At 63.5% G+C, this 21,678-nt stretch carries 20 protein-coding genes; 4 read left to right on the top strand and 16 right to left on the bottom strand.

Going from position 1 to position 21,678, the window contains the following annotated elements:
* Nucleotides 1-116: 116 nt before the first annotated feature.
* A complete protein-coding gene (locus tag AC6CIE_RS27380) occupies nt 117-806 on the bottom strand; it encodes a lysozyme inhibitor LprI family protein (RefSeq protein WP_498094899.1) in 690 nt (229 codons plus the stop codon).
* Between the two features lie 111 nt (nt 807-917).
* Nucleotides 918-1,355 carry a rhodanese-like domain-containing protein gene (locus tag AC6CIE_RS27375; RefSeq protein WP_498094897.1) on the bottom strand — a complete coding sequence of 146 codons (438 nt, stop codon included), beginning with the start codon at nt 1,353-1,355 and terminating at the stop codon, nt 918-920.
* Nucleotides 1,356-1,479: 124 nt separating this feature from the next.
* Here AC6CIE_RS27375 and ftrA point away from each other — a divergent pair, with 124 nt between their 5' ends.
* Complete coding sequence (ftrA, locus tag AC6CIE_RS27370) at nt 1,480-2,439, top strand: transcriptional regulator FtrA (RefSeq protein ID WP_498094895.1); 960 nt, start codon at nt 1,480-1,482, stop codon at nt 2,437-2,439.
* Between the two features lie 42 nt (nt 2,440-2,481).
* Here ftrA and AC6CIE_RS27365 read toward each other — a convergent pair whose 3' ends face one another.
* From AC6CIE_RS27365 to AC6CIE_RS27310, 12 genes are all read right to left on the bottom strand, one after another.
* Complete coding sequence (locus AC6CIE_RS27365; RefSeq protein WP_498094893.1) at nt 2,482-3,219, bottom strand: hypothetical protein; 738 nt, start codon at nt 3,217-3,219, stop codon at nt 2,482-2,484.
* Between the two features lie 174 nt (nt 3,220-3,393).
* On the bottom strand, nt 3,394-3,993 hold the full coding sequence (locus AC6CIE_RS27360; RefSeq protein ID WP_175125286.1) for a BPSL1445 family SYLF domain-containing lipoprotein: 600 nt from the start codon (nt 3,991-3,993) through the stop codon (nt 3,394-3,396).
* 68 nt (nt 3,994-4,061) lie between these two features.
* A complete protein-coding gene (locus AC6CIE_RS27355; RefSeq protein ID WP_175185769.1) occupies nt 4,062-4,532 on the bottom strand; it encodes a YMGG-like glycine zipper-containing protein in 471 nt (156 codons plus the stop codon).
* Nucleotides 4,533-4,668: 136 nt separating this feature from the next.
* Nucleotides 4,669-7,410 carry a decarboxylase gene (locus AC6CIE_RS27350; RefSeq protein WP_498094891.1) on the bottom strand — a complete coding sequence of 914 codons (2,742 nt, stop codon included), beginning with the start codon at nt 7,408-7,410 and terminating at the stop codon, nt 4,669-4,671.
* Between the two features lie 60 nt (nt 7,411-7,470).
* Entirely contained in the window at nt 7,471-9,159 is a 1,689-nt protein-coding gene (gene aspT / locus AC6CIE_RS27345; RefSeq protein WP_498094889.1) for an aspartate-alanine antiporter, read from the bottom strand.
* A gap of 57 nt (nt 9,160-9,216) precedes the next feature.
* The gene (locus tag AC6CIE_RS27340) at nt 9,217-9,348 is read right to left on the bottom strand and encodes a hypothetical protein (protein WP_498094925.1); all 132 of its coding nucleotides are present in this window, start codon (nt 9,346-9,348) and stop codon (nt 9,217-9,219) included.
* A gap of 328 nt (nt 9,349-9,676) precedes the next feature.
* The gene (locus tag AC6CIE_RS27335) at nt 9,677-10,402 is read right to left on the bottom strand and encodes an amino acid ABC transporter ATP-binding protein (protein WP_175139317.1); all 726 of its coding nucleotides are present in this window, start codon (nt 10,400-10,402) and stop codon (nt 9,677-9,679) included.
* Nucleotides 10,399-11,115 (bottom strand): amino acid ABC transporter permease, encoded by a 717-nt coding sequence (locus AC6CIE_RS27330; protein WP_105239974.1) that lies wholly within the window; start codon nt 11,113-11,115, stop codon nt 10,399-10,401. The genes AC6CIE_RS27335 and AC6CIE_RS27330 overlap by 4 nt, the downstream gene beginning before the upstream one ends.
* Nucleotides 11,116-11,117: 2 nt before the next feature.
* Nucleotides 11,118-11,819 (bottom strand): amino acid ABC transporter permease, encoded by a 702-nt coding sequence (locus tag AC6CIE_RS27325; RefSeq protein WP_498094887.1) that lies wholly within the window; start codon nt 11,817-11,819, stop codon nt 11,118-11,120.
* A gap of 28 nt (nt 11,820-11,847) precedes the next feature.
* Nucleotides 11,848-12,675, bottom strand: a complete 828-nt coding sequence (locus AC6CIE_RS27320; protein ID WP_279974864.1) for an ABC transporter substrate-binding protein — start codon at nt 12,673-12,675, stop codon at nt 11,848-11,850.
* 44 nt (nt 12,676-12,719) lie between these two features.
* Complete coding sequence (locus AC6CIE_RS27315; protein ID WP_279974863.1) at nt 12,720-13,937, bottom strand: aminotransferase class I/II-fold pyridoxal phosphate-dependent enzyme; 1,218 nt, start codon at nt 13,935-13,937, stop codon at nt 12,720-12,722.
* A complete protein-coding gene (locus AC6CIE_RS27310; protein ID WP_175139321.1) occupies nt 13,934-14,608 on the bottom strand; it encodes an RraA family protein in 675 nt (224 codons plus the stop codon). Before AC6CIE_RS27310 ends, AC6CIE_RS27315 begins: the two co-directional genes overlap by 4 nt.
* A gap of 214 nt (nt 14,609-14,822) precedes the next feature.
* Between AC6CIE_RS27310 and AC6CIE_RS27305 the strand changes: the two genes are divergently transcribed.
* Nucleotides 14,823-15,722: a LysR family transcriptional regulator gene (locus AC6CIE_RS27305; RefSeq protein ID WP_175139322.1), complete on the top strand. Its 900-nt coding sequence runs from the start codon at nt 14,823-14,825 to the stop codon at nt 15,720-15,722.
* Here the strand turns inward: AC6CIE_RS27305 and AC6CIE_RS27300 are convergent.
* The gene (locus AC6CIE_RS27300; protein ID WP_175139323.1) at nt 15,719-15,895 is read right to left on the bottom strand and encodes a hypothetical protein; all 177 of its coding nucleotides are present in this window, start codon (nt 15,893-15,895) and stop codon (nt 15,719-15,721) included. The genes AC6CIE_RS27305 and AC6CIE_RS27300 overlap by 4 nt on opposite strands.
* 289 nt (nt 15,896-16,184) lie before the next feature.
* Between AC6CIE_RS27300 and AC6CIE_RS27295 the strand changes: the two genes are divergently transcribed.
* The gene (locus tag AC6CIE_RS27295; RefSeq protein ID WP_498094884.1) at nt 16,185-19,496 is read left to right on the top strand and encodes an autotransporter family protein; all 3,312 of its coding nucleotides are present in this window, start codon (nt 16,185-16,187) and stop codon (nt 19,494-19,496) included.
* Between the two features lie 22 nt (nt 19,497-19,518).
* On the opposite strand, the gene AC6CIE_RS27290 is transcribed toward AC6CIE_RS27295, so the two are convergent.
* Nucleotides 19,519-21,006 (bottom strand): SEL1-like repeat protein, encoded by a 1,488-nt coding sequence (locus tag AC6CIE_RS27290; protein ID WP_498094882.1) that lies wholly within the window; start codon nt 21,004-21,006, stop codon nt 19,519-19,521.
* 191 nt (nt 21,007-21,197) lie between these two features.
* Between AC6CIE_RS27290 and AC6CIE_RS27285 the strand changes: the two genes are divergently transcribed.
* Complete coding sequence (locus AC6CIE_RS27285; RefSeq protein WP_498094880.1) at nt 21,198-21,641, top strand: DUF695 domain-containing protein; 444 nt, start codon at nt 21,198-21,200, stop codon at nt 21,639-21,641.
* Nucleotides 21,642-21,678: the final 37 nt, after the last annotated feature.

Genomic DNA, 21,678 nt, shown 5'->3' with positions numbered 1-21,678 from the left:
ACCAGCCAGCAGTCGAGCGTATGAGCAATACCTTGCTGCTGGGCTATTCCCGTCTTTGCGGCTGTGCGGGCATGGCGCTTCCGCCTCGACCCGCATGCACGCATTTCGGCTATCGCTCAGCGTATCGGGAAGAACGTGCCGGCCAAGGTTCCATTCGCGCCGCAATAAGGCGGACCCGATGCACCCGCGCCGGGCGGCTGTTCCTCCACGACCAAGGCATCGCCCTGGCGCTTCAGGTTCAGTACCCAGCCCTTCGTGTCGACGCTCTTGACCTGCAGCCGTTCGCCCTTGGCCTTGCCGGAAGCCTCCACGTTGCACGACCAGCTTCCGGTGCGCGGCTTTTCGGCCGATCCTTCATACAGGATGTCGCCGTCGGGCTTCTTCCAAAGCGTGATCTCGCCCGAGATGTTGCGCCATCTGCCGGTAAAGCCCTTGCGTTCAGCCAAATCCAGCGAGGCAAGGAACGCGTCCCGGTGCTTCATGCGGGTCTCGATTTCCTCGAATGACTTGTCTTTGTCGAACGGCTGCTCGAAGGCATCGTCGCGCACCTTGGTGAAATCGCGCTGGTCGCGCAACAGCACTTCGGCCGTGACGGCGTCCAGAGATTTACGCGCCTCGTTGTAGCGCTTGGCGATGCTCGCATCGAGCGCCGCGAGTTGCGGGTTCGCGCAGATGGCCTTTTCTGCGCCCGTGCGCGCCTTGGCGCAGTCGAACGAAGGCGAAGCCAACGGCGCCGCCGTGGCGGTCAGGGAGAGTGCGCACAGCGCTGCGGCGCAGGCGGCGGGGAGCGAGGTTTTAGTCGGCATGGTGCCGTGGATGATAGCGAGAATTCAGGAGGCGTAGGGTCAAAATGATCTTTGCCCTGACTGGCGCGAAACGATACCTCCGCCCCCCCCGAAAGGAGCGGGATTTCAAGGCTATTTGCGCTCAGATCCTTCACCGCCCTGCCCCTCATCAATTCCCGCAAGCGGCAAACGCTCGTCGAGCCATCCCGTGATCCCGCCGCGCATCACCTTTACCGGCCGCCCCAACTGAGCAAGCCGTATCGCGCCCCGTGTCGCGCCATTGCAATGCGGACCTGCGCAGTACGTCACGAACAGCGTGTCCACGGGATAGCTCCACAATTTCGACTCGACAATCTTTCCGTGCGGCAGATTCACCGCGCCCGGCACATGGCCCTGCGCGAACAGCGCGGGACTACGCACGTCCAGCAGCACAAAGCCGGGTGAGCCGCTGGCGAACGCGCCGGCGACATCGGAACAATCGGTCTCGAATTGCAGTTCTGCGCGAAAGTGGGCGAGCGCAGATGCGCTGTCGGCGGCGGGGATGGCGGTGACGGGGTTGGGGGTCGGCATGTTTGAACTCTGTGTGAATGGGCCAAAGAAGCGATGCTGAAAGATCGATCCAGGGGCCTCATTCTGACGTCAAGCCGCGCTCCGGATAAGTGGCGTAAATGACAATTACCGGTAACATCACGCCATGGAAAAACACCTTGTCGTCGCGCTGGCTTATGACCGGCTGTGTACTTTCGAATTCGGCTGTGTGACCGAGCTGTTTGCGCTCGAGCGTCCCGAGCTTGACGTCGATTGGTATCGCTTCGCGGTCTGCGCAGTCGAGCCCGGCCCGCTGCGCGCGGCAGGCGGCATCACCGTGGCGGCGCCCTACTCGCTCAAGCTGCTCGATCGGGCGGATACGATCGTGGTGCCCGGCTGGCGCGACGCGGACGAGTTGCCGCCTGCGCCCTTGCTGAAAAAGCTCCGGATGGCGTACCAGCGCGGTGCGCGGCTCTGTTCGATTTGTTCCGGTGTGTTCGTGCTGGCGGCGGCGGGCGTCCTTGATGGAAAGACCGTCACCACGCACTGGCGATACGCCGCCAAGCTGCAGCAGCGCTACCCGCAAGTGCGCGTTCAGCCGGACGCGCTGTATGTCGACGAAGGGCAGATCATCACATCGGCGGGCTCGGCAGCCGGTCTGGACATGTTGCTCCACCTGGTGCGACGCGATTATGGGGGGGCCGTGGCAAATCGCGTGGCGCAACGGCTCGTGGTGGCTCCGCACCGGGACGGCGGGCAGGCGCAATTTGTGCCGCGCCCCATGCCGCACGATGAGAGCGGGCGATTGGCCAAGCTGATGGACTGGATGCGCCTTCATCCTGCTTTGCCACACACCCTGCGATCACTGGCAGAGCGTGCAGCCATGAGCCCGCGCACGTTGCAACGGCAGTTTCAAGACGCCACGGGCATGGCGCCGTATGAATGGCTGGTCCGCGAACGCGTGGCCGCGGCGCGTGACATGCTGGAGGCCAGAACGCCGTTGCCGATTGGCCGCATCGCCGAACTCGCCGGGTTCGGCTCCGAGGAGTCGATGCGCAGGCACTTCCGGCGCATCGTGATGACGAGTCCGGCCGCTTACCGCGATAAGTTCGGCAACGGCGCGTAGGCGTGTTGACGAGACCCGCTCAAGTCGTGGCAGCCGTCTGCCTCACCAGCGGATCTTATACGGATCGTCCCCCAACCCCCATACACCGTTTTTCCGTTCCAGCATGATGTGCCGGGTCTGCCACTCGTCAGGCTGATCCCTCGAAGCAAAGCCGCTTATCTGGGGATAGAACGCGGGGTCCGCTGCCCAATCCGCCGTGGCGCGATCCAGCCGCCATTCGAACTTCACCGCCGACACCGCGTTGGGGTTGTCGTCGAACGGATTCTTGCCCGGCTTGGAGTAGTCCAGGATCTTGCCGACCTGCAGGCCAGGGGCGCAGAACTTCGCGGTATAGACCAGCTTGGAAGCGAGGCGGACCTCGCCATCGGTGTAGTACGCACGGCCCTTTTCGGTCAGCGCCATGTGGCTGGTGGCGTCGTCGGGATCCTCATCCGGTTTTGGAGGTGAACCATCGCCGTCAGCACTGACGCGCTTGACCGTGATGAGTCCGTGTTTGATCAGCCCTTGCACGACCTTGTCCTGTTCTTCCAGGAAGACCGTGTAGACATCGGTCGGCAAAGGCCGCACACCCACCACATTGACGCAGGCGCTGCCTGGGGCATTGGTGGGCGTTTCCATGGCGGCGACCAGAATCTTATGTATCTTGCTTTCGGTCAGGCCTGGACCCAGCGGGGATTCCTTCCAGGCATAAAACCCCACGGCTGCGGCGATGGCCAGACCCAAGGCCCAGGCCTTGCGCGGAATCCGGCGGCGTTTGGTCGTGCGCTGCTGCTGATTCATTCCCTTCCTTGCGGCTGGTGGACTCGCGATAATACCGCGCAGCGCAAGGAGCCAGCGAACCGCGGGAGGCGATCTCACGCGATTGCCGGCCCAGGGCATCTGCCATCGAAACCACAGACCCGCAAGAGTCACCGTCGTCCTGAAAGTGACTCCGCGGGCGGTCCACTTCGGCCTTCACGGCTCGTATTTCGAGATCTTCGTTCCCTCGAGTGAGACGCCAGCCATCAGGCCTCCGTTGTTCATCACGAAGCCGACAATCGGCTGCTTCGCAGTATTCGTGTCGATGCGTCCGTTGGCGCCGATATTGACGATCGCCACCGTGGCATCGGCGCCGACAGTCCAGCCGCTGCTGTTGCGAAACTTGTTCAAGGCGTCGTCCGTCATGAACAGCAGGACCATGGCCTTTGATTGCGCGCCCGCCTGAAAGCCGATCGACCCCGACGTGGTGCGGTAGTAGCCTACCGCCGACTGCCCTACGCGGAGCACACCTTTGCCATGCTCGGCGCCGACGATGAAACTCCCGCTGAGCACATCCGGGAACACCAGCACGCCCCTGGCGCGGGCGACCAGCTCACGGGATGAAGGCGCGGCTTCGTAAAGCTTGGATAAGGTCGCATTGGCCGCGTCGTCCAAAGCAGCCCGCGTATCGGTCTTGGGCGCAGCAGACGGTTTGGACGGCGGTGTCGTGGTACAGCCGCCAAACAGAAAGCCTGCCGCAATGATGGTGAAGAGGGCCATACCGGTCCGGCAGACTGCGGAATATTTATGAGACATGACGTACTCCTTTTGTGGTGTGTCGCACGGGAAACTGGGTAACGCATGAAAAAACACGCCCTGCGCGTTCACGGCCCGACCTGATAGCCGCGCTGCTGCATGCAAGCGGCATACGCCGACGAAGCGTTCGCACTCTGCTGCGCCTGGTTCGCACGATCCTGACGCCGGTCCTGTCGTTGGCGCGACCCGCCCACCACCATGCCCGCCGCGGCGGCGTCCTTCGCCTGGTTCTGCCGGTACGCCTGCTTGGTGTCGTCATCCATACGGTCATACACCTCTTCGTGCTGGCGGCCACGCGCGCCTGCGACGACAGCGCCCGCCGTGGCGCCGGCTGCTGCGCCACGGGCTCGTCCGCCAGCCGAAGGCGTGTCGGCGGCCGCCGCGCTCGACGTGTTGGCCGACTGCGCCTGGCACGCGGCGATGTCCTGCTGGGTCAATTCGGGAGTCTGGCCTTTGAGCGGCGTAACGGTCTGGGCGGCCGTCGACAGGCAGACGCCTGAGAGCACGACCGCCATGCAAGGGAAAATCGACTTGTTCATGAAATGCTCCCTGATATCAAAGTCCGGGATTCTCGGAGCGCGGCATCCCTCGCCCGAGCAAATTGGCGTGGCGCGCCGATGCCTCCCAGCATTCCGGCCGCGCCACAGAGGTCCGCATTGCTCGGGTCGGCGGCGCTCATTTCCCGATGACGGAGGGTTTGATCAGCTTTATGCCCCGCGACGCGTTGTAGCCGTGGATCTCCTTCACATCGAGCTTGCGCATGAACCCGACGGTGTGGGCATCGATGATTTGTCCCGGCACCATGATGGGAAACCCCGGTGGGTACGGAATGACGAAATTGGCGGACACCAGCGCCGGCCCGGCTTCCAGGCGTTGGTCCAGTTCCGGGCTCGCCAACGGTAGGTACTCGCAGTCCTCTTCGTTGTAGGCGGCAAAGAATGCAGCGCGGACGTTGCCCTCCGGCGTGATGCTGCCGGGATCGTCGCGGTATCCATCGTGGAATTGGCTGAAATTGGGCAAGTCCGGCACATCCTCCATCAGACTCCGGACCTTTTCCGCGAAGGCGGCCCGCCCGGCTTCGCCCGTTTCCCTCAGCCGCGTTTCGATCTCTTCCGAGATTTCGAGCAGCACCTTGATAAGCGACGCGACGTCGCTACGCGTATTGTTGATATTGCTCTGCAAGAGCACGCTATTTCGCGAGGTCTTGTTGAGCTGGATGTTGTAGCGCGAGGCCAGCAGGTTCTTGAACGCGGTGCCGTCATACCCCGCCGTGCCGCACACCAGCGTCAGTCGCGTCGGATCCAGACAGAACTCATCGTCCTTGAGCGCCTTGGCGGCGGTCAGCCAGTTCGTGCCGGGCGCCAGAAAATCGGCGAACCCCGATGCCCGAAACTCCTCAGGGATCATTTTGTCGGCGCCCAGGACACTGAAGTATCTGGAAATCAGCGGGTGATTGGACACCTCGCGCCGAATGGCCAACGCGACCTCGATGGCGCGCATGACCAGCTCGTAGCCTTCCAGCTCCATCTGCCGGCGTGCGACGTCCAGCGACGCAATGATCTGGGCATTGGGCGACGTGGACGCGTGAATGAAAACCGCCTCGCGGAATGCCGACACATGATGTTCGTAGTCTTCGTCGCGCACCGCCACGATCGACCCCTGCCGCAGGCTGGACATGGACTTGTGCACGGAATCCGTCTCGTAGACCCGTATCCGCATGGTCTTCGGGTTCGGGGTCAGCTCCCGGTCCAGCAGGCGCGGATCCTTGGGATCCAGGTCTCCGCCCAGTTCCCGGCACTGGGCCTCCCAGGCTTCCTGCGCCTTGGGGTCGTCCCGCCACTCGCGCAAGGCCGCTGCAGCGCCCATGGCGGTGCGCATGCGCAGGAACGGTGACCAGCGCGCAAACCCAAACCACGCTTCATCCCATAGGAAGATCAGGTCCGGCTTGATGGCCAGGCATTCGGCCATGACGCGGCGGGTGTTGTAGATGTGGCCGTCGAAGGTGCAGTTGGTCAGCGTGACCATGGCGGCCTTGTCCAGGCGCCCCGCCGCCTTCAGGTCCAGCAGCGCCTGCTTGACCGTGCGTAGGGGCACGGCCCCGTACATTGAGTACTCCGTCATCGGGAAGGCTTCCACGTAGAGCGGCTGCGCGCCAGACAGCACCATGCCGTAGTGGTGCGATTTGTGGCAATTGCGGTCCACGATGACGATATCGCCGGGCTTGGTCACCGCCTGGTAGACCATCTTGTTCGACGTCGATGTGCCGTTCGTGACGAAGAATACGTGGTCAGCGCCGACTGCACGCGCGAACTTCTCCTGAGCGACCTTGATGTTGCCGGTCGGCTCCAGCATGCTGTCCAGACCGCCGGTCGTGGCGGAGGTTTCCGCCAGGAACAGATTCAGGCCATAGAACTCGCCGAAGTCGCGGATCCAGTTCGACTTGATGATCGACTTGCCGCGTGCGATGGGCAGCGCATGGAAGGTGCTGATCGGCTTGGCGGCGTATTGCTTGAGGTTGTCGAAGTGCGGTGTGGATTGACGGTCTCGCACCCCTTCAAGAATGTTCAGGTGCACCTCCATGGGTTCCTCGACCTCATAGAACACGCGGCGTATGGCCGACGCGCTGGGGTCTCCGGCAAGCTGCTCCACCTTCCGGTCGGTGAGCAGATAGATGTCCAGCTCGGGCCGTATGTTGGCAATCAGGCGGGCCAGCTTCACGCCGATCTCTCTCGGCGAGTCCACCGTGGTGTCCAGATGCTGGTAGACGGACAGGTAATCGCGCAGCAGCGACGCATCGTGCTTGGACGGAACGGGTATGCCGTCATAGATGACCACTGCCTCGAGCTTGCCGTTGAGAATGGTCGCCAGCAGCGCATCTTCGACGCTGCCCACCATCACGGGCTCGTAGATCAGGGTATCGTCGTGACGCCGCAGCTCGCGTATTTCTCGACATATGGCGGCGGCGCGCGCGGGCGGCGCGGGGCTGACGAAAAGCGCCTCGAAGTAGGGCCGCCGCGCAAGGCTTCCGGCCATCCCGGGTGGCGTGCGGTCCGGCCCCTCCCCCGCCGACTCCTCGGCCGCCTCCCACTCGCCTTCGTCATAACGGTAGCTACCCGATAGCAATGCGTTGCTCATGCGCAGCACCAGCCGCGCGGCGCCCATCGCGTCGCCATCGTCGATCCGGTCGTCCAGCGTGCGCAGCAACTGCAGGCCGGGATACGCAAAATAACTCTCCATGGGCCGCAGGTCGCGCAAGGCTTCCTGCACGGGGCCGGATCCGCCCGAGCCCTTGCCGCTGCGCACTTCGGCGGCCCAGGTCTGCGCCTTGGCGTTCAAGTCGCGCCATCGGTCCAGCCGCGCGGCAGAGATGGAGAACAAATGGTCGAGTTGATGCCCTTCGTGTGTTTCGGTCGACATGGCAGTCCCCAAATGGTTTGCGCAAGCCCACTGGCCACGCGGGCGGGGCTCGCAATGTCTCTACGAAAGAATCATGATCACCACCATCCCCCATATCGTCAGCAAGGTGTTGCCGACGGCATAGGTCACCGTGTACCCCAGTCCCGGCACCTGGCTCTTGGCCGCTTCGCATACCATGCCGAGCGCAGCGGTGGTGGTGCGGGCGCCCGCGCAGATCCCGAGGATCAGGGCCGGATCGAAGCGGAAGATGAACTTGGCAATGAACATGCCCAGCACCAAGGGGACGGCAGTCGCGAAGATGCCCCACAGGAACAGGCTGATGCCCAGCTTCTGCAAACCGGCGACGAAGCCCGGCCCCGCAGAAATCCCGACCACCGCAATGAATACGTTCAAACCCACGGAGTTCATGAACCACAGCGTAGGTTCCGGTATCCGGCCAAAAGTGGGATGGATGGCGCGGAACCAGCCGAACACGATGCCGGCAATCAATGCGCCACCCGCGGTCGAAATCGTGAGCGGGATACCGCTGACGTTGATCACGATCGCGCCGACCAGCGCGCCGATGGTGATCGCCAACGACACGAACGCGACGTCCGTCACCGTCGTGGGCCGGTCGACGTAGCCCAGATTCTTGGCCGCGGCATTGATGTCCTGGGTCCGCCCGACCACGGTGATCACGTCGCCGCGGAACAGTTCCGTCTTCGGCAGGATGGGGATCACCGTCTCGGTCGGCCCGCGACGGATCTTCTTCAGAAACACGCCGCGCGCGCCGGGCCAGTGCGCCAGTTCCTCCAGCCGCTTGCCGTCGACATTTTTGTTCGAGACGTAGATATCGACACCCTCGGTCTTGATGTCGAGCAGTTCGGCGTCTTCGACCTCCCGGCCGCTCGGGCCCAGCCTGGCGATCATCTGGTCGCGCTTGCCGCCTACCGCGACGATATCGCCGGCTTCGATGACGGTCGCGTGGTCCACCTCGATGATCTTGCCGCCCCGCCGTATCCGCTCGACAAAGGCCCGGAAGCCGGCCTGCGTGCCCGCCTCCACTTCTCCCACCGTCTTGCCGATGAAGGGGCTGTTCTCGGCGATGGCGTAGGCGCGGACCTCGAACTCGTACCAGTGGGTAGCATCCGCCGCGCCTTGGCCCGCGCCCAGCTTCTGCTCATAGGCCCTGCATGCCGCCACCAGATCGATGCCAAGCAATTTCGGGCCGATCTGCGCCAGGATGATCGCCGACCCTACGGTGCCGAAGATGTACGTGACCGCGTACGCGATCGGCATGGCGTCCAGCAACGCCTGCGTTTCCTCCGGCGTGCGGCCCAGCCGGTTGATCGCATCGGTCGCCAGACCCATGGAGGCGGAAATGGTCTGCGAGCCCGCGAACAGCCCGGCCGCGGAACCCAGGTCGTAGCCGGCGAGCATCGCCGCGACGACCGCAGCGCCCAACGACAGCAGCGCCATGATCACCGCGAAGATCGCCTGCGGCAGCCCATCCTTTGCAATACCGCGCACGAACTGCGGGCCCACGCCGTAGCCCACGGCAAACAGGAACATCAGGAAGAAAACCGACTTCACATTGGGCGATATCTTGACGCCGAGAATGCCGATGACGATCGCGACCAGCAAGGTCGAGGTCACCGCACCCAGGCTGAAGCCCTTGAAGCTCTTTCCGCCTACCCAGTAACCGATACCGAGCGCGAGAAAGATGGCGATTTCAGGGTAGGCCTTCAACGTAGCAACAAACCAGTCCATGACTTTCTCCTTGCCGATCCAAAGATGGAAAGCGCCGTGTCATGCAGTTCGGGGGTGCTAGCGTGTCCTGGCGGCCCTGCCGGCGTCCAGCATCAGCCTGTTGGTGATGCGGCCGGCCAGCTTGAAAAGCTCGTCCTTCAATCCGAACGGGGAAAGCCTGGCTGGATGAGACGTATCGCGGATATTCATTGCGGCCTCCGATGCATAGAACAACGGTCAATGAAAATACGTCTTGCGCGGCGCCAAAAGCGCGGCAAGTTCCGGAATGCGATTTGTCACTTGGGACTTGTTCTGGTCGGGCGCCAGGCGCATCGCACCATGCTTGATGCGAAATCTACCCGACGCCTGCGACCGTCTCAATCATCCCAAAGATGCTGATTCTGCGGATGAATATACTGCTGCGAAATAAAAACAGCATCATCGTTTTTACAGTGACGGAAGACGCCATGGCCGGATGGCAGGCGCCTTGCGGCTGACGGTCGCGCGATAGCAGGGCTGCCGCACGGCAGCCCCGGTTTCAATGCCGGATCTCCGCCAGAAACTTCTGCGCGCGGGCAGTGTGCGGCCGATTGAAGAACGCATCCGGCGTTCCGGTTTCCACAATCCGACCGGCGTCCATGAACCAGACGCGATCCGCCACTTCACGGGCAAAGCCCATCTCGTGCGTCACGCACACCATGGTCATCCCATCCTTCGCCAAGCCCTTCATCACCTGCAGGACTTCGCCGACCATTTCCGGGTCCAGCGCGCTGGTCGGCTCGTCGAACAGCATGACCGGCGGATTCATGGCCAGCGCGCGGGCGATCGCCACGCGCTGCTGCTGACCGCCGGACAATTGCGAGGGATAGGCCTCTGCCTTGTGGGCCAGCCCCACTCTTTCCAAGAGTTGCATGGCACGCTCGCGCGCTTCGGGGCGGCGGGCGCGCTTCAATTGCAGCGGCGCCAGCATCAGGTTTTCCATCACAGACAGATGCGGAAAGAGATTGAACTGCTGGAACACAAAGCCGATGTGGCTGCGCAGTGCGTCCAGGTGCACGTCCTTGCCGTAGATGTCCTTGCCGTCGACTTCAATGACGCCCTTCTGGATGGGCTCCAGCCGGTTGACGGTGCGGATCAGCGTGGACTTGCCCGAGCCGGAGGGCCCGCACACCACGACCACCTCGCCCCGGTCGACCTGCGCCGTCACATCGGCCAGCGCCTGATACTCGCCATACCACTTCTGCACTTCGGAAAATCGGATCATGTGGGCACCACTTTCTGGGCAGGCGCAAGTCCGGCGCGCCGTCGGCCAATGCGGCGTTCGGTCAGGTGCACCAGGGAACTCAGGCCAAAATTCAGGACGAAATAAGTCAGCGCAAGCAGCCCAAAGACTTCGAACGGCTTGGTCAGCAATACGCTGTTGATCTGGTTGGCGGCGTACGTCAGCTCCTGGACACTGATGACATAAGCCAGCGAGGTTTCCTTCACCGTGGACACGAACTGGCTCAGCATGCTGGGCAGCATGTTGTAGAGCGCCTGCGGCAGGATGACGCGCCGCATGGTCTGCATGTACGACAGGCCCAGCGCGCGGCTGGCTTCCTGCTGGCCGGGCGGCAGCGCCTGGATGCCGGCGCGGATGATCTCGGCCAGATACGCGCTTTCGTAGCAAACCAGCGCCACCACCATCGTGGTCGTGCCCGCGACAGGACGGCCGATGATGATCGGCACGAAGAAGTAGGCCCAGAAGATGAACATCAGCAGCGGCAGGCCGCGCACCAGGTAGACCACGGCCGACGAAGGCCAATAGAAGATCCGGTAGGGGCTGATGCGGCCCAGCGCCAGCAGCACGCCGCACGGCAGCGCCAGGGCGAGGCTGATGGCAGCCAGACCCAAGGTCGCGGCCAGGCCGCCGATCGGACCATGCGGATACTGGCCGATCAGAAGCAGCAGCCAATTGTCTTTAAGGATGTCCCACATGGTCAGCGCACTCCCAGCGGACGATAGCGTCGCTGCAGCATCGCGCCGCCGCCCATGATCAGGAACGAGAGCACGAGATAGATCACCGTCACCACGGCATAGGCCTCAAACGTTCGAAACGTGTTGTTCTCGATTTCGCGAGCGGCCGCAGTCAGCTCGGTCACGCCGATGGCCATCGCCAGACTCGTGTTCTTGAGTAGCAACAGGGTCTGGTTGAGCAACGGCGGGATCGCAATGCGAAAGGCCTGGGGAAGCACCACCTTGCGCATGGTCTTCAGAAAGCTCAGGCCCAACGCGCGGGCAGCCTCGACCTGGCCGGCAGGAATGCCGCGCACCGCACTGCGCAGGTCTTCGCAGACATAGGCCGACATCACCAGCCCGATTGCGATGCAGGAAAGGATGAATTCACTGCCGTGGCTGTTGAGCCAGTCGGTGACGGAGAACGGCAGCAGCGCGGGTACGCCGAAGTACCAGAACATGATGTGCACCAACATGGGCACGTTGCGGTGGAACGCGACATACGTCGCGACCAACCCATTGGCGACAGGCGAGCCCGTCAGGCGGATCACCGCCAGCAGGCTGCCCACGAAGAACGCCAGAATCCAGGAAAGCCCGGCCAGCGCCAGGGTGGTGATCAACCCCCTGAGCAGCCAGTCCGGATACTCGCCCTGAAAAATGGCGCTGAAGTCGAAGATGTAATGCATCGAACCAGGCTCCAGCGCGCGCGGCGCATCAACCCTTGATTTCTTCGATGCGGAAGTCGCGCTTGATGTTGAACTGGGTGCCGGCGCCAAACCACTTGTCAAAGGTCTTGGCAGCCTGTCCGGACGCTTCCATGCCGTCCAGCACCTTGTTCACCTGATTCAGCATTGCCGTGTCGCCCTTGCGCACGCCGACGCCCCACGGTTCGATGAACAGCGCGGGCTCCAGGATCTTGACCGGCACGGCGCTCGAGGCGGCCTGGTGCTGCAGCTTGACCAGCATCAGTTCCGAACCGACGAAGCCGCTGACCTTGCCCTGCTGCAACGCCAGGAATGCGCCGCTGGGATCCTTGAACGTGACCGGATCGACATTCGGGATGTTCTTGCGCGCGCCCTGCTCCGACGACGAACCGCGCACGGCGCTGACCCGCTTGCCGGCGAGATCGGCGGGCGCCTTCAGATCCTTGTCCGATTCGCGCGACAGGATTTTTTGCGGGCTGACGAAATGCTGGTGCGAATAATCGATCTGCTTGGCGCGCTCGGGCGTCCAGCCCAGATTGGCGGCCACCACGTCGACGCGGCCGGCGATCAGTTCAGGAATGCGCGCCTCGACGGCAATCAGCTTGAGTTCGAGCGGCACACCCAGGCTGTCGGCCAACGCTTGGCACACGTCGACTTCATAGCCGACGATGCCGCGCGTCTTCGGATCCTGGAAGCTGAACGGCTCGGCCGTGCCCATCGTGCCGCAGATGAACTTGCCGCGCGCCTTGATGTCCTGCAGCGTGTCGGCATTGGCGGCGGGGGCCAGCGTTGCGGCAAGGCCAACGATGGCGGCGAAGGAGGAGATGAACGTCTTCATGGAATTCCCTTGGTATGTAGGTATGGGTGCTGCAAAAAACGGCTTCAGCCCAGGCGCGCGCATGCATCGCGAATGCGGCGGCAGCCCTCTTCGATGTTTTCCATCGAGGTCGCGAAGCTCAGCCGCAGATACGGCGACAGCCCATAAGCCGCGCCGTCCAGACAAGCCACGCCCGCCTCGTCCAGCAGATACATCACGACGTCGAGGTCGCTGCCCAGCTTGTGGCCGGCCGGCGTGGTTCTGCCCAGCAGGCCTTCGACCGACGGATACACGTAGAACGCGCCTTCCGGCACCGGGCAACGAATGCCGGGCACCTCGTTCAGCAACGCCACGATGCGATCGCGGCGGTCATGGAACAACGCATTGGCGTCACGCACGCACTGCTGGTCGGCCGTCAGCGCGACGCGCGCGGCCGACTGGCTGATCGCGCTGACGCAGCTGGTGCTTTGCGAGATCAACGTGGCCATGGCCTTGATCAGCGCCTTCGGGCCGCCGGCATATCCAAGGCGCCAGCCCGTCATCGCGTAGGCCTTCGACACGCCGTTGATGGTCAGCGTGCGCGCGGCCAGTTCGGGCGCCACCGCAGCCGGGGACTGATGCCGCGCTTCGCCATAGGCCAGATGCTCGTAGATCTCGTCGGTCAGCAGCCAAACGTGCGGATAGCGTGCCAGCACTGCTGCCAACGCACGCAACTCGTCCGCGCCGTACATCGCGCCGGTTGGATTGCTGGGCGTATTCAGCAGAACCCACTTCGTGCGCGGCGTGATGGCGCGTTCCAGTGCTTCCGGGGTCAGCTTGAAGCCGTCCGATTCGGGGCAGACCACCACGACCGGCGTGCCGTCATTGACCAGCACCATGTCGGGATACGAGACCCAGTACGGCGCCGGGATGATGACTTCGTCCCCTGCCTGCACAGTGGCGGCCAGCGCGGTGAAGATCAGCTGCTTGGCGCCCACGCCGACGATGAGTTCGTCCGTGCCATATTCCAGCCCGTTCTCATGCTTGAATTTGGCGCGCACCGCTTCCAGCAGCGGTTTGGCGCCGACGGACGACGTGTAGCGGATGTCGCCGCTGTTGAGCGTGTCGATGCCTGCCTGGACGATATGCCCCGGCGTGGGCAGGTCCGGTTCGCCGACGGTGAAGTCCACGATGTCGCGGCCCTGGGCGCGCAATTGGTCGACCCGGCTCTTGGCCATCATGCTGGGCGAAGGTTTGATGGCGCGGGTGCGTTCGGCCAGGAAATCTGCGGTGACGGCGTTCATGCGAGCCCCTTCGCGGCAAACGCGGCCTGCATCCAGCTCTGGCTTTTCTCGCCCGTGGCAATTTCAGCCATGATGCGCGCTTCCTTGTCGGCATGCGCACGCGCGGCGGCGATCAGCGCCTCGGCGTCCGACGCCGCGAAGCTGACCAGCCCGTCCTCGTCGCCCACCAGGATGTCGCCCGGGTTGATGACCTGCCCGCCGATCGACACCGGCACGTTGACCTCGCCGGGGCCGTCCTTGTAGGGCCCGCGGTGGATATGGCCGCGCGCATAGCAGGGGAAACTGTCGGCTTCAAAGGCCGCAACGTCGCGAATGGCGCCGTCCACGACAACGCCCGCGCAGCCGTGGATCTGAAGATAGCGCTTCATGATTTCGCCAAGCACGGCATTGGATAGATCGCCGCCGGCGTCGACAACCAGCACGTGACCCGGCTGGATCTGCATCATTGCCTTGTAGATCATCAGGTTGTCGCCGGGCCGGGTCTTGACCGTCAGCGCGGTGCCGACCAGCTTGCCGCTTCCGTTGTAACGGCGCAGTCCGGTGATGCCCTCACGGCGCGCGAGGTTGTCGCTAAGGTGCGGGGTGACGATGCCTGCCAGCGCTTGCAGTACGGCAGCGGGCGCAACGGGAGAGGCGGGCAATTGGCGCGCGCCGGTGGAAATGGAAGCCATGTCGGTCTGCTTGTCCTGAGTCGAAGGACGCTCCGTTTTTCGCGCTGTCGCTTGCGAGGCGGGGCGGCCGGTAATGAGTCAGACCGAATGGTGCGAGCTTTTGCGATTCCAAAAAAGGGATTAAATTTCAGCGAACTTCATCACTTTTCAGAATATAGGGGTTACCCCTTATCGGAACTTTCGGAATGAACCTCAAGATCTGCCGGGCACGCGCATGCTGACTTTCAAACAGATCGAAGCCCTTTATTGGACCGTCCGGCTGGGGACATTTTCTGCGTCGGCGCAGAAGCTGCATACGACGCAATCGGCCATCACCAAGCGTATCCAGGAACTGGAAGCCGACTTTGACATCGCCCTCTTTGACCGGTCGGGCCACCGGGCCGAACTGACGGCCCGGGGGCATGAGATCTACGCCTTGGCCGAGCAGATGCTGGGCCACCGCGACCGGCTGCTGGCTCGCTTGAAGGGACAGCACACGTTGACGGGCACGTTCCGCTTCGGCATCACCGAGATCACCGCGATGACCTGGCTGCCCGCCCTGATCCGCCTGCTGCGCGCCCACTATCCGCGCATTACGCTGGAACCCCACATCGATCTGGGCGCGGACCTGCTCAAGCGTCTGCAGGCCGGGCAATTGGACATGGCATTTCTGCACGGCGAGTTTGCCGAACCGAATCTGCAGGTCGTCGCGCTGCAGCGCCTGGAGTTTGCCTGGATGGGCAGTCCGGACCTGATCGACGCCAGCCACATCTACACCCCGGCCGACATTGCCAAGCTGCCGCTGCTGCGGCAGAGCCGCGAGTCCGGGTTGAACATGATCTACGACGGTTGGCTGCGTCCGCATACGGCGGCGAGCAACATCTTCACCATCAACAGTCTCATCGCGATGGCCGGATTGACCGCCGCGGGCTTTGGCGTGAGCTGCCTGCCCCGCGACTACTTCGCAGACATGGTCAGCACGCGGCAACTCGTCATCGCGCGCACCACCGTCGCGCCGCCACAGTCGGTGTACAGCGCGATGTTCCGCCGGGATGCGGATGTGGCGTTTTGCGAGAGCGTGGCGGAATTGGCGGAAAGCTGCTGCGAGTTTTCAACGGGCTGGCGTTTGCGTTAGGCCGCGAAAAAGGCCGCATTCAACCTTTCCAGCACCGGTTTGGGCGTGCCCGCCGGGGCGACAGGACCGTACCAGTTATCCGTCCCATTAAGTTCGTCGACGAATTGCCGTAGTTCCATCAAGAGATCGTAGCGGTGCACCGCTGCGCAACGACTGTTGGAGAGGTTCGGCATGCCGGGATTTCCGTCGAAGGTTCTTGCGAATCAAAATGCCCCTTTCCGGTTGGCCGGCTTTGTGGTCGCTCCCCTGTTGAACCTCGCGTCCAGCGCCTATATCGGGCAAACCGCCCTCGCCGGGGACTGCACCGTAAGCCCCACCTCCGTTTGCGCTGGCCCGGCTGCCGTTACGGACGTCCCGCAGGCCATCAATGCGGGGGCTCCCATCTCTGTCACCACCCAACCCGGATTCGGCCTGTCCGTATCCGTGGCAGATAACGGGATCGATCTTCAGGGTATAGGCGGGGTGTCGTTCGTCGACGACCATCAGTCGAATATCAGCACGGCAGGCAGTTTCGGCATCTATGGCTTGAACGACGTCAGCGGCGACCTCAACATCACCTCCACCGGCGCCGTCACTGCGACGGGCCCGTCCGGCGAAGGAATCCGAGGCGACAGCTATGGTGCAAACATGCTGATCATCGCCAATGACACCCAGGGCGGGGAAAACGGCATCGGCGCCAACGGCTACGGGAGCGGGTCGGTTCGGATTGTCTCGACGGGGACGGCCACGGGCGTGAGCAAGGCAGGCATCTACGCCAACATGGTCGGCGGCACCGATCTGACGATCGAGGCGAATTACACGCAGGGCTATGAGAATGGCATCGTCGCCATGTCCGGAACCGGCGCGCTGACCGTGACCTCGTCAGGCTCGGCCACCGCGACGAACGGCCATGGCATCGCGCTTTACGGGCAAAGCGGTGCTATCACGCTTACCGCAAGCGACACCTACGGTGGCAACGGCAACGGCATCTATGTGTCGAACAGCGGTACGGGCGCTGTCCGCGTCACGTCCACTGGCACGGCCACCGGGTCCATCGACGGCATCGGCGTGCAGATCGCAGGCGGCACCGATACGACCGTCACCGCGGCGGACACGGCAGGCCTGAGTGGCGCGGCCATCATCGTCAACAACAACGCCGGCACCGGCGCCGTCCAGGTCAGCTCGACCGGCACGGCGAATGGCGCCAGCGACGGTATTGCCGTCACGAACGCGACCGGCACCAGCACCACGGTCCGCGCGGTGAACAGCAATGGCGCCAGCAACATGGGAATTCTGGTCGACCATAGCGGATCCGGCGCGGTGCAGATCGACTCCACGGGCACGGCGACCGGCGGCTTCAGCGGCATCGCCGCGTTCACCTATTCCGGGGTGGACACGACTATCGACGCCATGGATACACGCGGTGAATTCGGCATTGCGGTCTCCGGCAACGGCGGCGCCATTTCGGTCAGGTCGACCGGTACCGCCACTGGCACGACGTCGTCGGGGATCTCGGTCGCGAATGCGGGGGCCGGAGATGTTGCCGTTACCGGAAGGGCCACGAACGGCGGACTGTATGGCATTTACCTGGTGACGACTGACACGGGCGATGTCAGCATCACAAGCACGGACACCTCGACGGGCGCCGGCATGGATGGCGTGTATGCCGAAACCCGCGGCCTTGGGTCGGCGCTGGACATCACCGTCAATAACGCCCAGGGCGGACGCAGTGGCGTGTATGCCGTGAATGGCGCTGGCGCCTCGCCGACCGCCAATAGCACCAACGTCGTCGTGCTGGGACACGTGGCGGGAGGTTCCGGCGCCGCGATCTCTACAGCCTCGAATGCCGGCGGCATGAGCACCGTCGACGTCAGGCCGGCTGGCCGCGTCGAATCAACCTCCGGCGTTGCCATTTCGAACAATGGCGGGAACAGCCATGTCATCGTCCGAAACGGCGCCGTCGTCAACGGCGCCATCAACCTCGGCGCGGGCAACGATACGGTGGACCTGTACGGCGGGTTCTCCGGCATCACCGCGCTGGACGGCGGCAGTGGCGGCGTTGACACCCTCAACGTGTCCGATGCCGTGGACGCGACGCGCGCCGGCAGCGACATCCGCAATTGGAGCGTCTTCAACTTGGCCAGCAGTGGTCTAACCTTGACGGATGCCGGATTGGCAGTGGGCACACCCGCCGACACGACGACCGGTGTGTTCCTGCGTGGCGGATCGTCGCTGACGGTTCAGCAGAGCGGTTTCGTCCTGAACGGCAATTTGTCCCTGGCTGCGGGCACGGCCCTGTTCGGACCGGCCATCAGCGGCGGCACCTCCACCATCAGCGGCACCGTCACCAACGCGGGAACCATCACGCTGGGCGGGGCCGCGCCCGGCAACGTGCTGACCATCGGCGGCAGCTACGTGGGCAGCGCCGGCGTCATCGCCTTGAACACCGTACTGGGCAACGACGCGTCGATCACCGACAAGGTGGTGGTCAGCGGCGATACGGCCGGCACCTCGGTGTTGAAGGTAACCAACGCGGGCGGCGCGGGGGCCGCAACCACGGAAGGCATCATGCTGGTGTCGGTGGGCGGCGCCTCGAACGGCGCCTTCTCGCTGGCCGGCGATTATCAAGTGAATGGCAAGCCCGCAGTCGTGGCGGGCTCGTACGCCTATCAGCTTTACCAGGGCAACGCGTCCGGCACGGAACTGGGCAACTGGTATCTGAGGTCTGAACGGACGGACGACGCACCGTCCGCGCCGGGCGTGAACCCCGCGCCGCAACCGCTGTATCAGGCCGGCGTATCGGCCTACGAGGCCTACCCACAGGCGTTGCTGGCGTTGAACGGAGTGTCAACGCTGCAGCGCCGTGTCGGGAACCGCTATTGGTCGGGCGCGGGTGGCGAGCAAGGAGCAGGCAGCGATGCCCGCGCGGGTGGCACGCAGGACGCCGGCGCTCACCTCGACGGCACCGGCGCGTGGGCACGTATCGAAGGCGGCAACCGCCGGGTCGAGCCCAGCACGTCGACCAGCGGCACCGACTTCACGCTGAACTACTCGAAGGTGCAGGCGGGCTCGGACGTTCTGTTGTCCCGCCGCGAGAATGGCGCGCTGGTGGGCGGCGGATACTTCCAATACGTACACGGCAACACGTCGACGCGCTCCGTATATGGCAATGGCGACATCGCCACCGACGGCTACGGCCTGGGCGGCACGTTGACGTGGTACGGCAACGACGGCCTCTACGTGGATGGCTTGGCGCAGGTCATGTGGTTCAACTCGGACCTGAGTTCGCGACTGGCTGGCCGCCGCCTGGTCAAAGACAACGATGGCGCCGGTTACGCCCTGTCCGTCGAAAGCGGCAAGCGCATCGCGCTGAACGGCGTATGGTCGCTGACGCCGCAGGCGCAGTTGACCTATTCGGGCGTGCACTTTGATCGCTTCGACGATGCGTTCGGCGCGACGGTGCGCTCAAGCCGGGGCGGCAGCCTGCAAAGCCGGCTGGGCGTGACGTTGGACCGTGAGACGCGCGGCGGCAAGGATGGGATGGACCGCTCGCATGTCTATGGTGTCGCCAACCTGTACTACGAGTTTCTGAATGGCAGCCAGGTGGATGTGGGCGGGACGGCATTCAAGTCGCGGCCGGATCGCCTTTGGGGCGGCATCGGCGCCGGCGCGTCCTACAACTGGGGCAAGGACAAGTATTCGATCTATGCCGAGGGGTTGCTGAACACCAGCTTGGCGCACTCAGGCGGCAATCGCTCGTTGTCGGGGACCATGGGCTTTCGGATGCGCTGGTGAAGGCGGCGGACGACTGCCCGCTCTACTTCTTGAACATCCCTTCCGCGACCAGATCCGCTTGCCGGCCATTCACGAGCGCGGTCGCTTCCGTGATCCGGTAGTCGGCCTGAAAATCGCAGAATTCCTGGGTCTTCATCGGCAACAAGGTGCTTGAACTGAACGAATCCCATGCCCGGCCATCCAGGCCTTCGTTCATCGTGTTCATGCCAAACGGACTGAACGCCAGGGTGCGCTGCGTCGTCGCGCCCTGGTCATTCTTCAATTCGACCGTCACCCGCAGGTTGGCGATTTCACCCAGCTTGTCGGTGGTGACGACAAAATGCGGTTCGCAGGCCAAGGCGCCGCCGTTGCCGCCGTGGTACGTCGACTTGTGCTGCAGGCGCAGCGTGGGCGCCGCTTTGCCCGCCTGTTTGCGCTGGTCCAGATCGCTTTTGCATTGGCCCAGGAACTTGGCATCGTCCTGCGGATCCGGCTGATGGTTGCGCCGCTCCTGGCGGTATTGCAGGGCCTTTTGGCAATCGGTCTTTACCGACTGGCCGTTGTAGTAGATCCAGCTCAGGAATCTTGAAGCACGGGCGGAGCCCTGCTCAATCGCCTCTTCAAACAGGGAACGCGCCCGGGCGTAATCGACCGGAACGATCTCGCCGAGGTAGTAGATTTCGCCCAGATTGACCAACGCATCCCGGTCGCTTTGCGCGGCCGCGCGCTCGAACCATGATACGGCGACGGGCGGGTCCTGATCCACGCCCCACTTGCCTTGCAAGTAGGCAAGGCCCAGCAGGTTCTGCGACTGCGGCTCGCCGGCTTCTGCCGCGCGTTGCCACCACTTGAAGGCCTCGGCGTCCTTCTTCTCGACGTGCGAGTAGCCAAAGTTGTAGAAGCTGCCAACACGGAACAGCATCTCGGGTTCTTTGTCCCGCTCTGCCCAGACGCGCGCCAACCGCAGGGTGTCCAGCTTGGTGAAGCCGATCCGCGCCATCATCGCGCGAGCATCGGAGGAGGCCGACCCGACGTGACGTGCAAGGTATTCGATGACCGGCAGCCGCATTTCGACGTCCGTCTCGGCTGCGGCCTTGCCCTCGTAAACGATGTGGCGCTGGCGCTCCAGCTCTTTCATGTCGTCGATGTTGTCGATGTCGTCCTTGGCGATGAGCCCGATGTAGCGCTCAGCGATGCTGGCGTCTTTGTCGACACCGATGCCGTACTCGAAGAAGTAGGCGGCGTTGGCACACCCGAATTGACCGCCCTGATGGCACGCCAGCGCGTAGTTGGCGATGGCCAATTTGACGTCGCGGCTGACGCCCACGCCGTGCTCATACATGAAACCCAGCGCCATGAGCGCTTCGGGATCGTTGTCCTTGGCGAGGTCCTGAAGCGCCTTCAGCGCCCCGGCGTCTTGCTGGACGGCGCGGTCATAGAGGCGTTCGGCCTGGTGGCCTGGCTCGGCGAAGGCCGAAAAGGCGGATCCCACCAGCACCGCGGCGGCGGCGAGCTTCAAATACGTGTACATCTACTGCCTCCCTGTGAACAACGGCTGTCGCTGGGGTGCAAACGACCGGGCGATTGTATCTGCGCCACATGGCATGGCGGTTCCACGCAGATCAAGACGAACGCATTGTTCCCGCACGCCACCTGACCGCGCGATGCGTTGCGATAGACTCCCGGCTTGTTCGGCATTTGAATCAGCAGGAGTTACACGCAATGAGCAGCCTATTTCCAGGAGACATGTGGGCAGTGGGCGAAGCCCAGATCAACGGTCTGCCGGTCGTCGTTCGCTTTCGCACCGGTCTGCCGTCCGAGTCCGATCGTCAGGTCAATGAAAACCTGATCATCATCACCTGGGCGTATGAGGGCATCGAGACGGGCATGCCGAACGACGAAGACAAGCAGCGCACCAATGCGTTTGAAGAAGCCGTCGAACAGGGCTTCGAGAATTCGGACGCCGGTGTGCAGGTGGCTTGCCTGACGGGCAATCATCAGAAGGAGTGGCGGTACTACACACCGAATGTCGAAGCGTTCCTGGATGCGTTCAACGCATGCCTTGCGGGGCATCCGGTCTATCCGGTTGAACTGCGCATGTTCAAGGATCCCGACTGGAATGCCTTGGCGGGATTGCAGCCGAAGGGGTCGGATCAGTTGCATTGAAGGACACCAGGCGGCGGCGCCAACCGGGCGGACGACG

Source organism: Achromobacter sp. GQ309 (assembly GCF_059759315.1).
This window is presented reverse-complemented; position numbering and strand designations above follow the sequence as displayed.

What these genes read in the sequence shown, in the direction of transcription:
- AC6CIE_RS27380 (WP_498094899.1), bottom strand. Translation starts at nt 806, where the DNA reads ATGCCGACTAAAACCTCGCTCCCCGCCGCCTGCGCCGCAGCGCTGTGC.
- AC6CIE_RS27375 (WP_498094897.1), bottom strand. Translation starts at nt 1,355, where the DNA reads ATGCCGACCCCCAACCCCGTCACCGCCATCCCCGCCGCCGACAGCGCA.
- ftrA (WP_498094895.1), top strand. Translation starts at nt 1,480, where the DNA reads ATGGAAAAACACCTTGTCGTCGCGCTGGCTTATGACCGGCTGTGTACT.
- AC6CIE_RS27365 (WP_498094893.1), bottom strand. Translation starts at nt 3,219, where the DNA reads ATGAATCAGCAGCAGCGCACGACCAAACGCCGCCGGATTCCGCGCAAG.
- AC6CIE_RS27360 (WP_175125286.1), bottom strand. Translation starts at nt 3,993, where the DNA reads ATGTCTCATAAATATTCCGCAGTCTGCCGGACCGGTATGGCCCTCTTC.
- AC6CIE_RS27355 (WP_175185769.1), bottom strand. Translation starts at nt 4,532, where the DNA reads ATGAACAAGTCGATTTTCCCTTGCATGGCGGTCGTGCTCTCAGGCGTC.
- AC6CIE_RS27350 (WP_498094891.1), bottom strand. Translation starts at nt 7,410, where the DNA reads ATGTCGACCGAAACACACGAAGGGCATCAACTCGACCATTTGTTCTCC.
- aspT (WP_498094889.1), bottom strand. Translation starts at nt 9,159, where the DNA reads ATGGACTGGTTTGTTGCTACGTTGAAGGCCTACCCTGAAATCGCCATC.
- AC6CIE_RS27340 (WP_498094925.1), bottom strand. Translation starts at nt 9,348, where the DNA reads ATGAATATCCGCGATACGTCTCATCCAGCCAGGCTTTCCCCGTTCGGA.
- AC6CIE_RS27335 (WP_175139317.1), bottom strand. Translation starts at nt 10,402, where the DNA reads ATGATCCGATTTTCCGAAGTGCAGAAGTGGTATGGCGAGTATCAGGCG.
- AC6CIE_RS27330 (WP_105239974.1), bottom strand. Translation starts at nt 11,115, where the DNA reads ATGTGGGACATCCTTAAAGACAATTGGCTGCTGCTTCTGATCGGCCAG.
- AC6CIE_RS27325 (WP_498094887.1), bottom strand. Translation starts at nt 11,819, where the DNA reads ATGCATTACATCTTCGACTTCAGCGCCATTTTTCAGGGCGAGTATCCG.
- AC6CIE_RS27320 (WP_279974864.1), bottom strand. Translation starts at nt 12,675, where the DNA reads ATGAAGACGTTCATCTCCTCCTTCGCCGCCATCGTTGGCCTTGCCGCA.
- AC6CIE_RS27315 (WP_279974863.1), bottom strand. Translation starts at nt 13,937, where the DNA reads ATGAACGCCGTCACCGCAGATTTCCTGGCCGAACGCACCCGCGCCATC.
- AC6CIE_RS27310 (WP_175139321.1), bottom strand. Translation starts at nt 14,608, where the DNA reads ATGGCTTCCATTTCCACCGGCGCGCGCCAATTGCCCGCCTCTCCCGTT.
- AC6CIE_RS27305 (WP_175139322.1), top strand. Translation starts at nt 14,823, where the DNA reads ATGCTGACTTTCAAACAGATCGAAGCCCTTTATTGGACCGTCCGGCTG.
- AC6CIE_RS27300 (WP_175139323.1), bottom strand. Translation starts at nt 15,895, where the DNA reads ATGCCGAACCTCTCCAACAGTCGTTGCGCAGCGGTGCACCGCTACGAT.
- AC6CIE_RS27290 (WP_498094882.1), bottom strand. Translation starts at nt 21,006, where the DNA reads ATGTACACGTATTTGAAGCTCGCCGCCGCCGCGGTGCTGGTGGGATCC.
- AC6CIE_RS27285 (WP_498094880.1), top strand. Translation starts at nt 21,198, where the DNA reads ATGAGCAGCCTATTTCCAGGAGACATGTGGGCAGTGGGCGAAGCCCAG.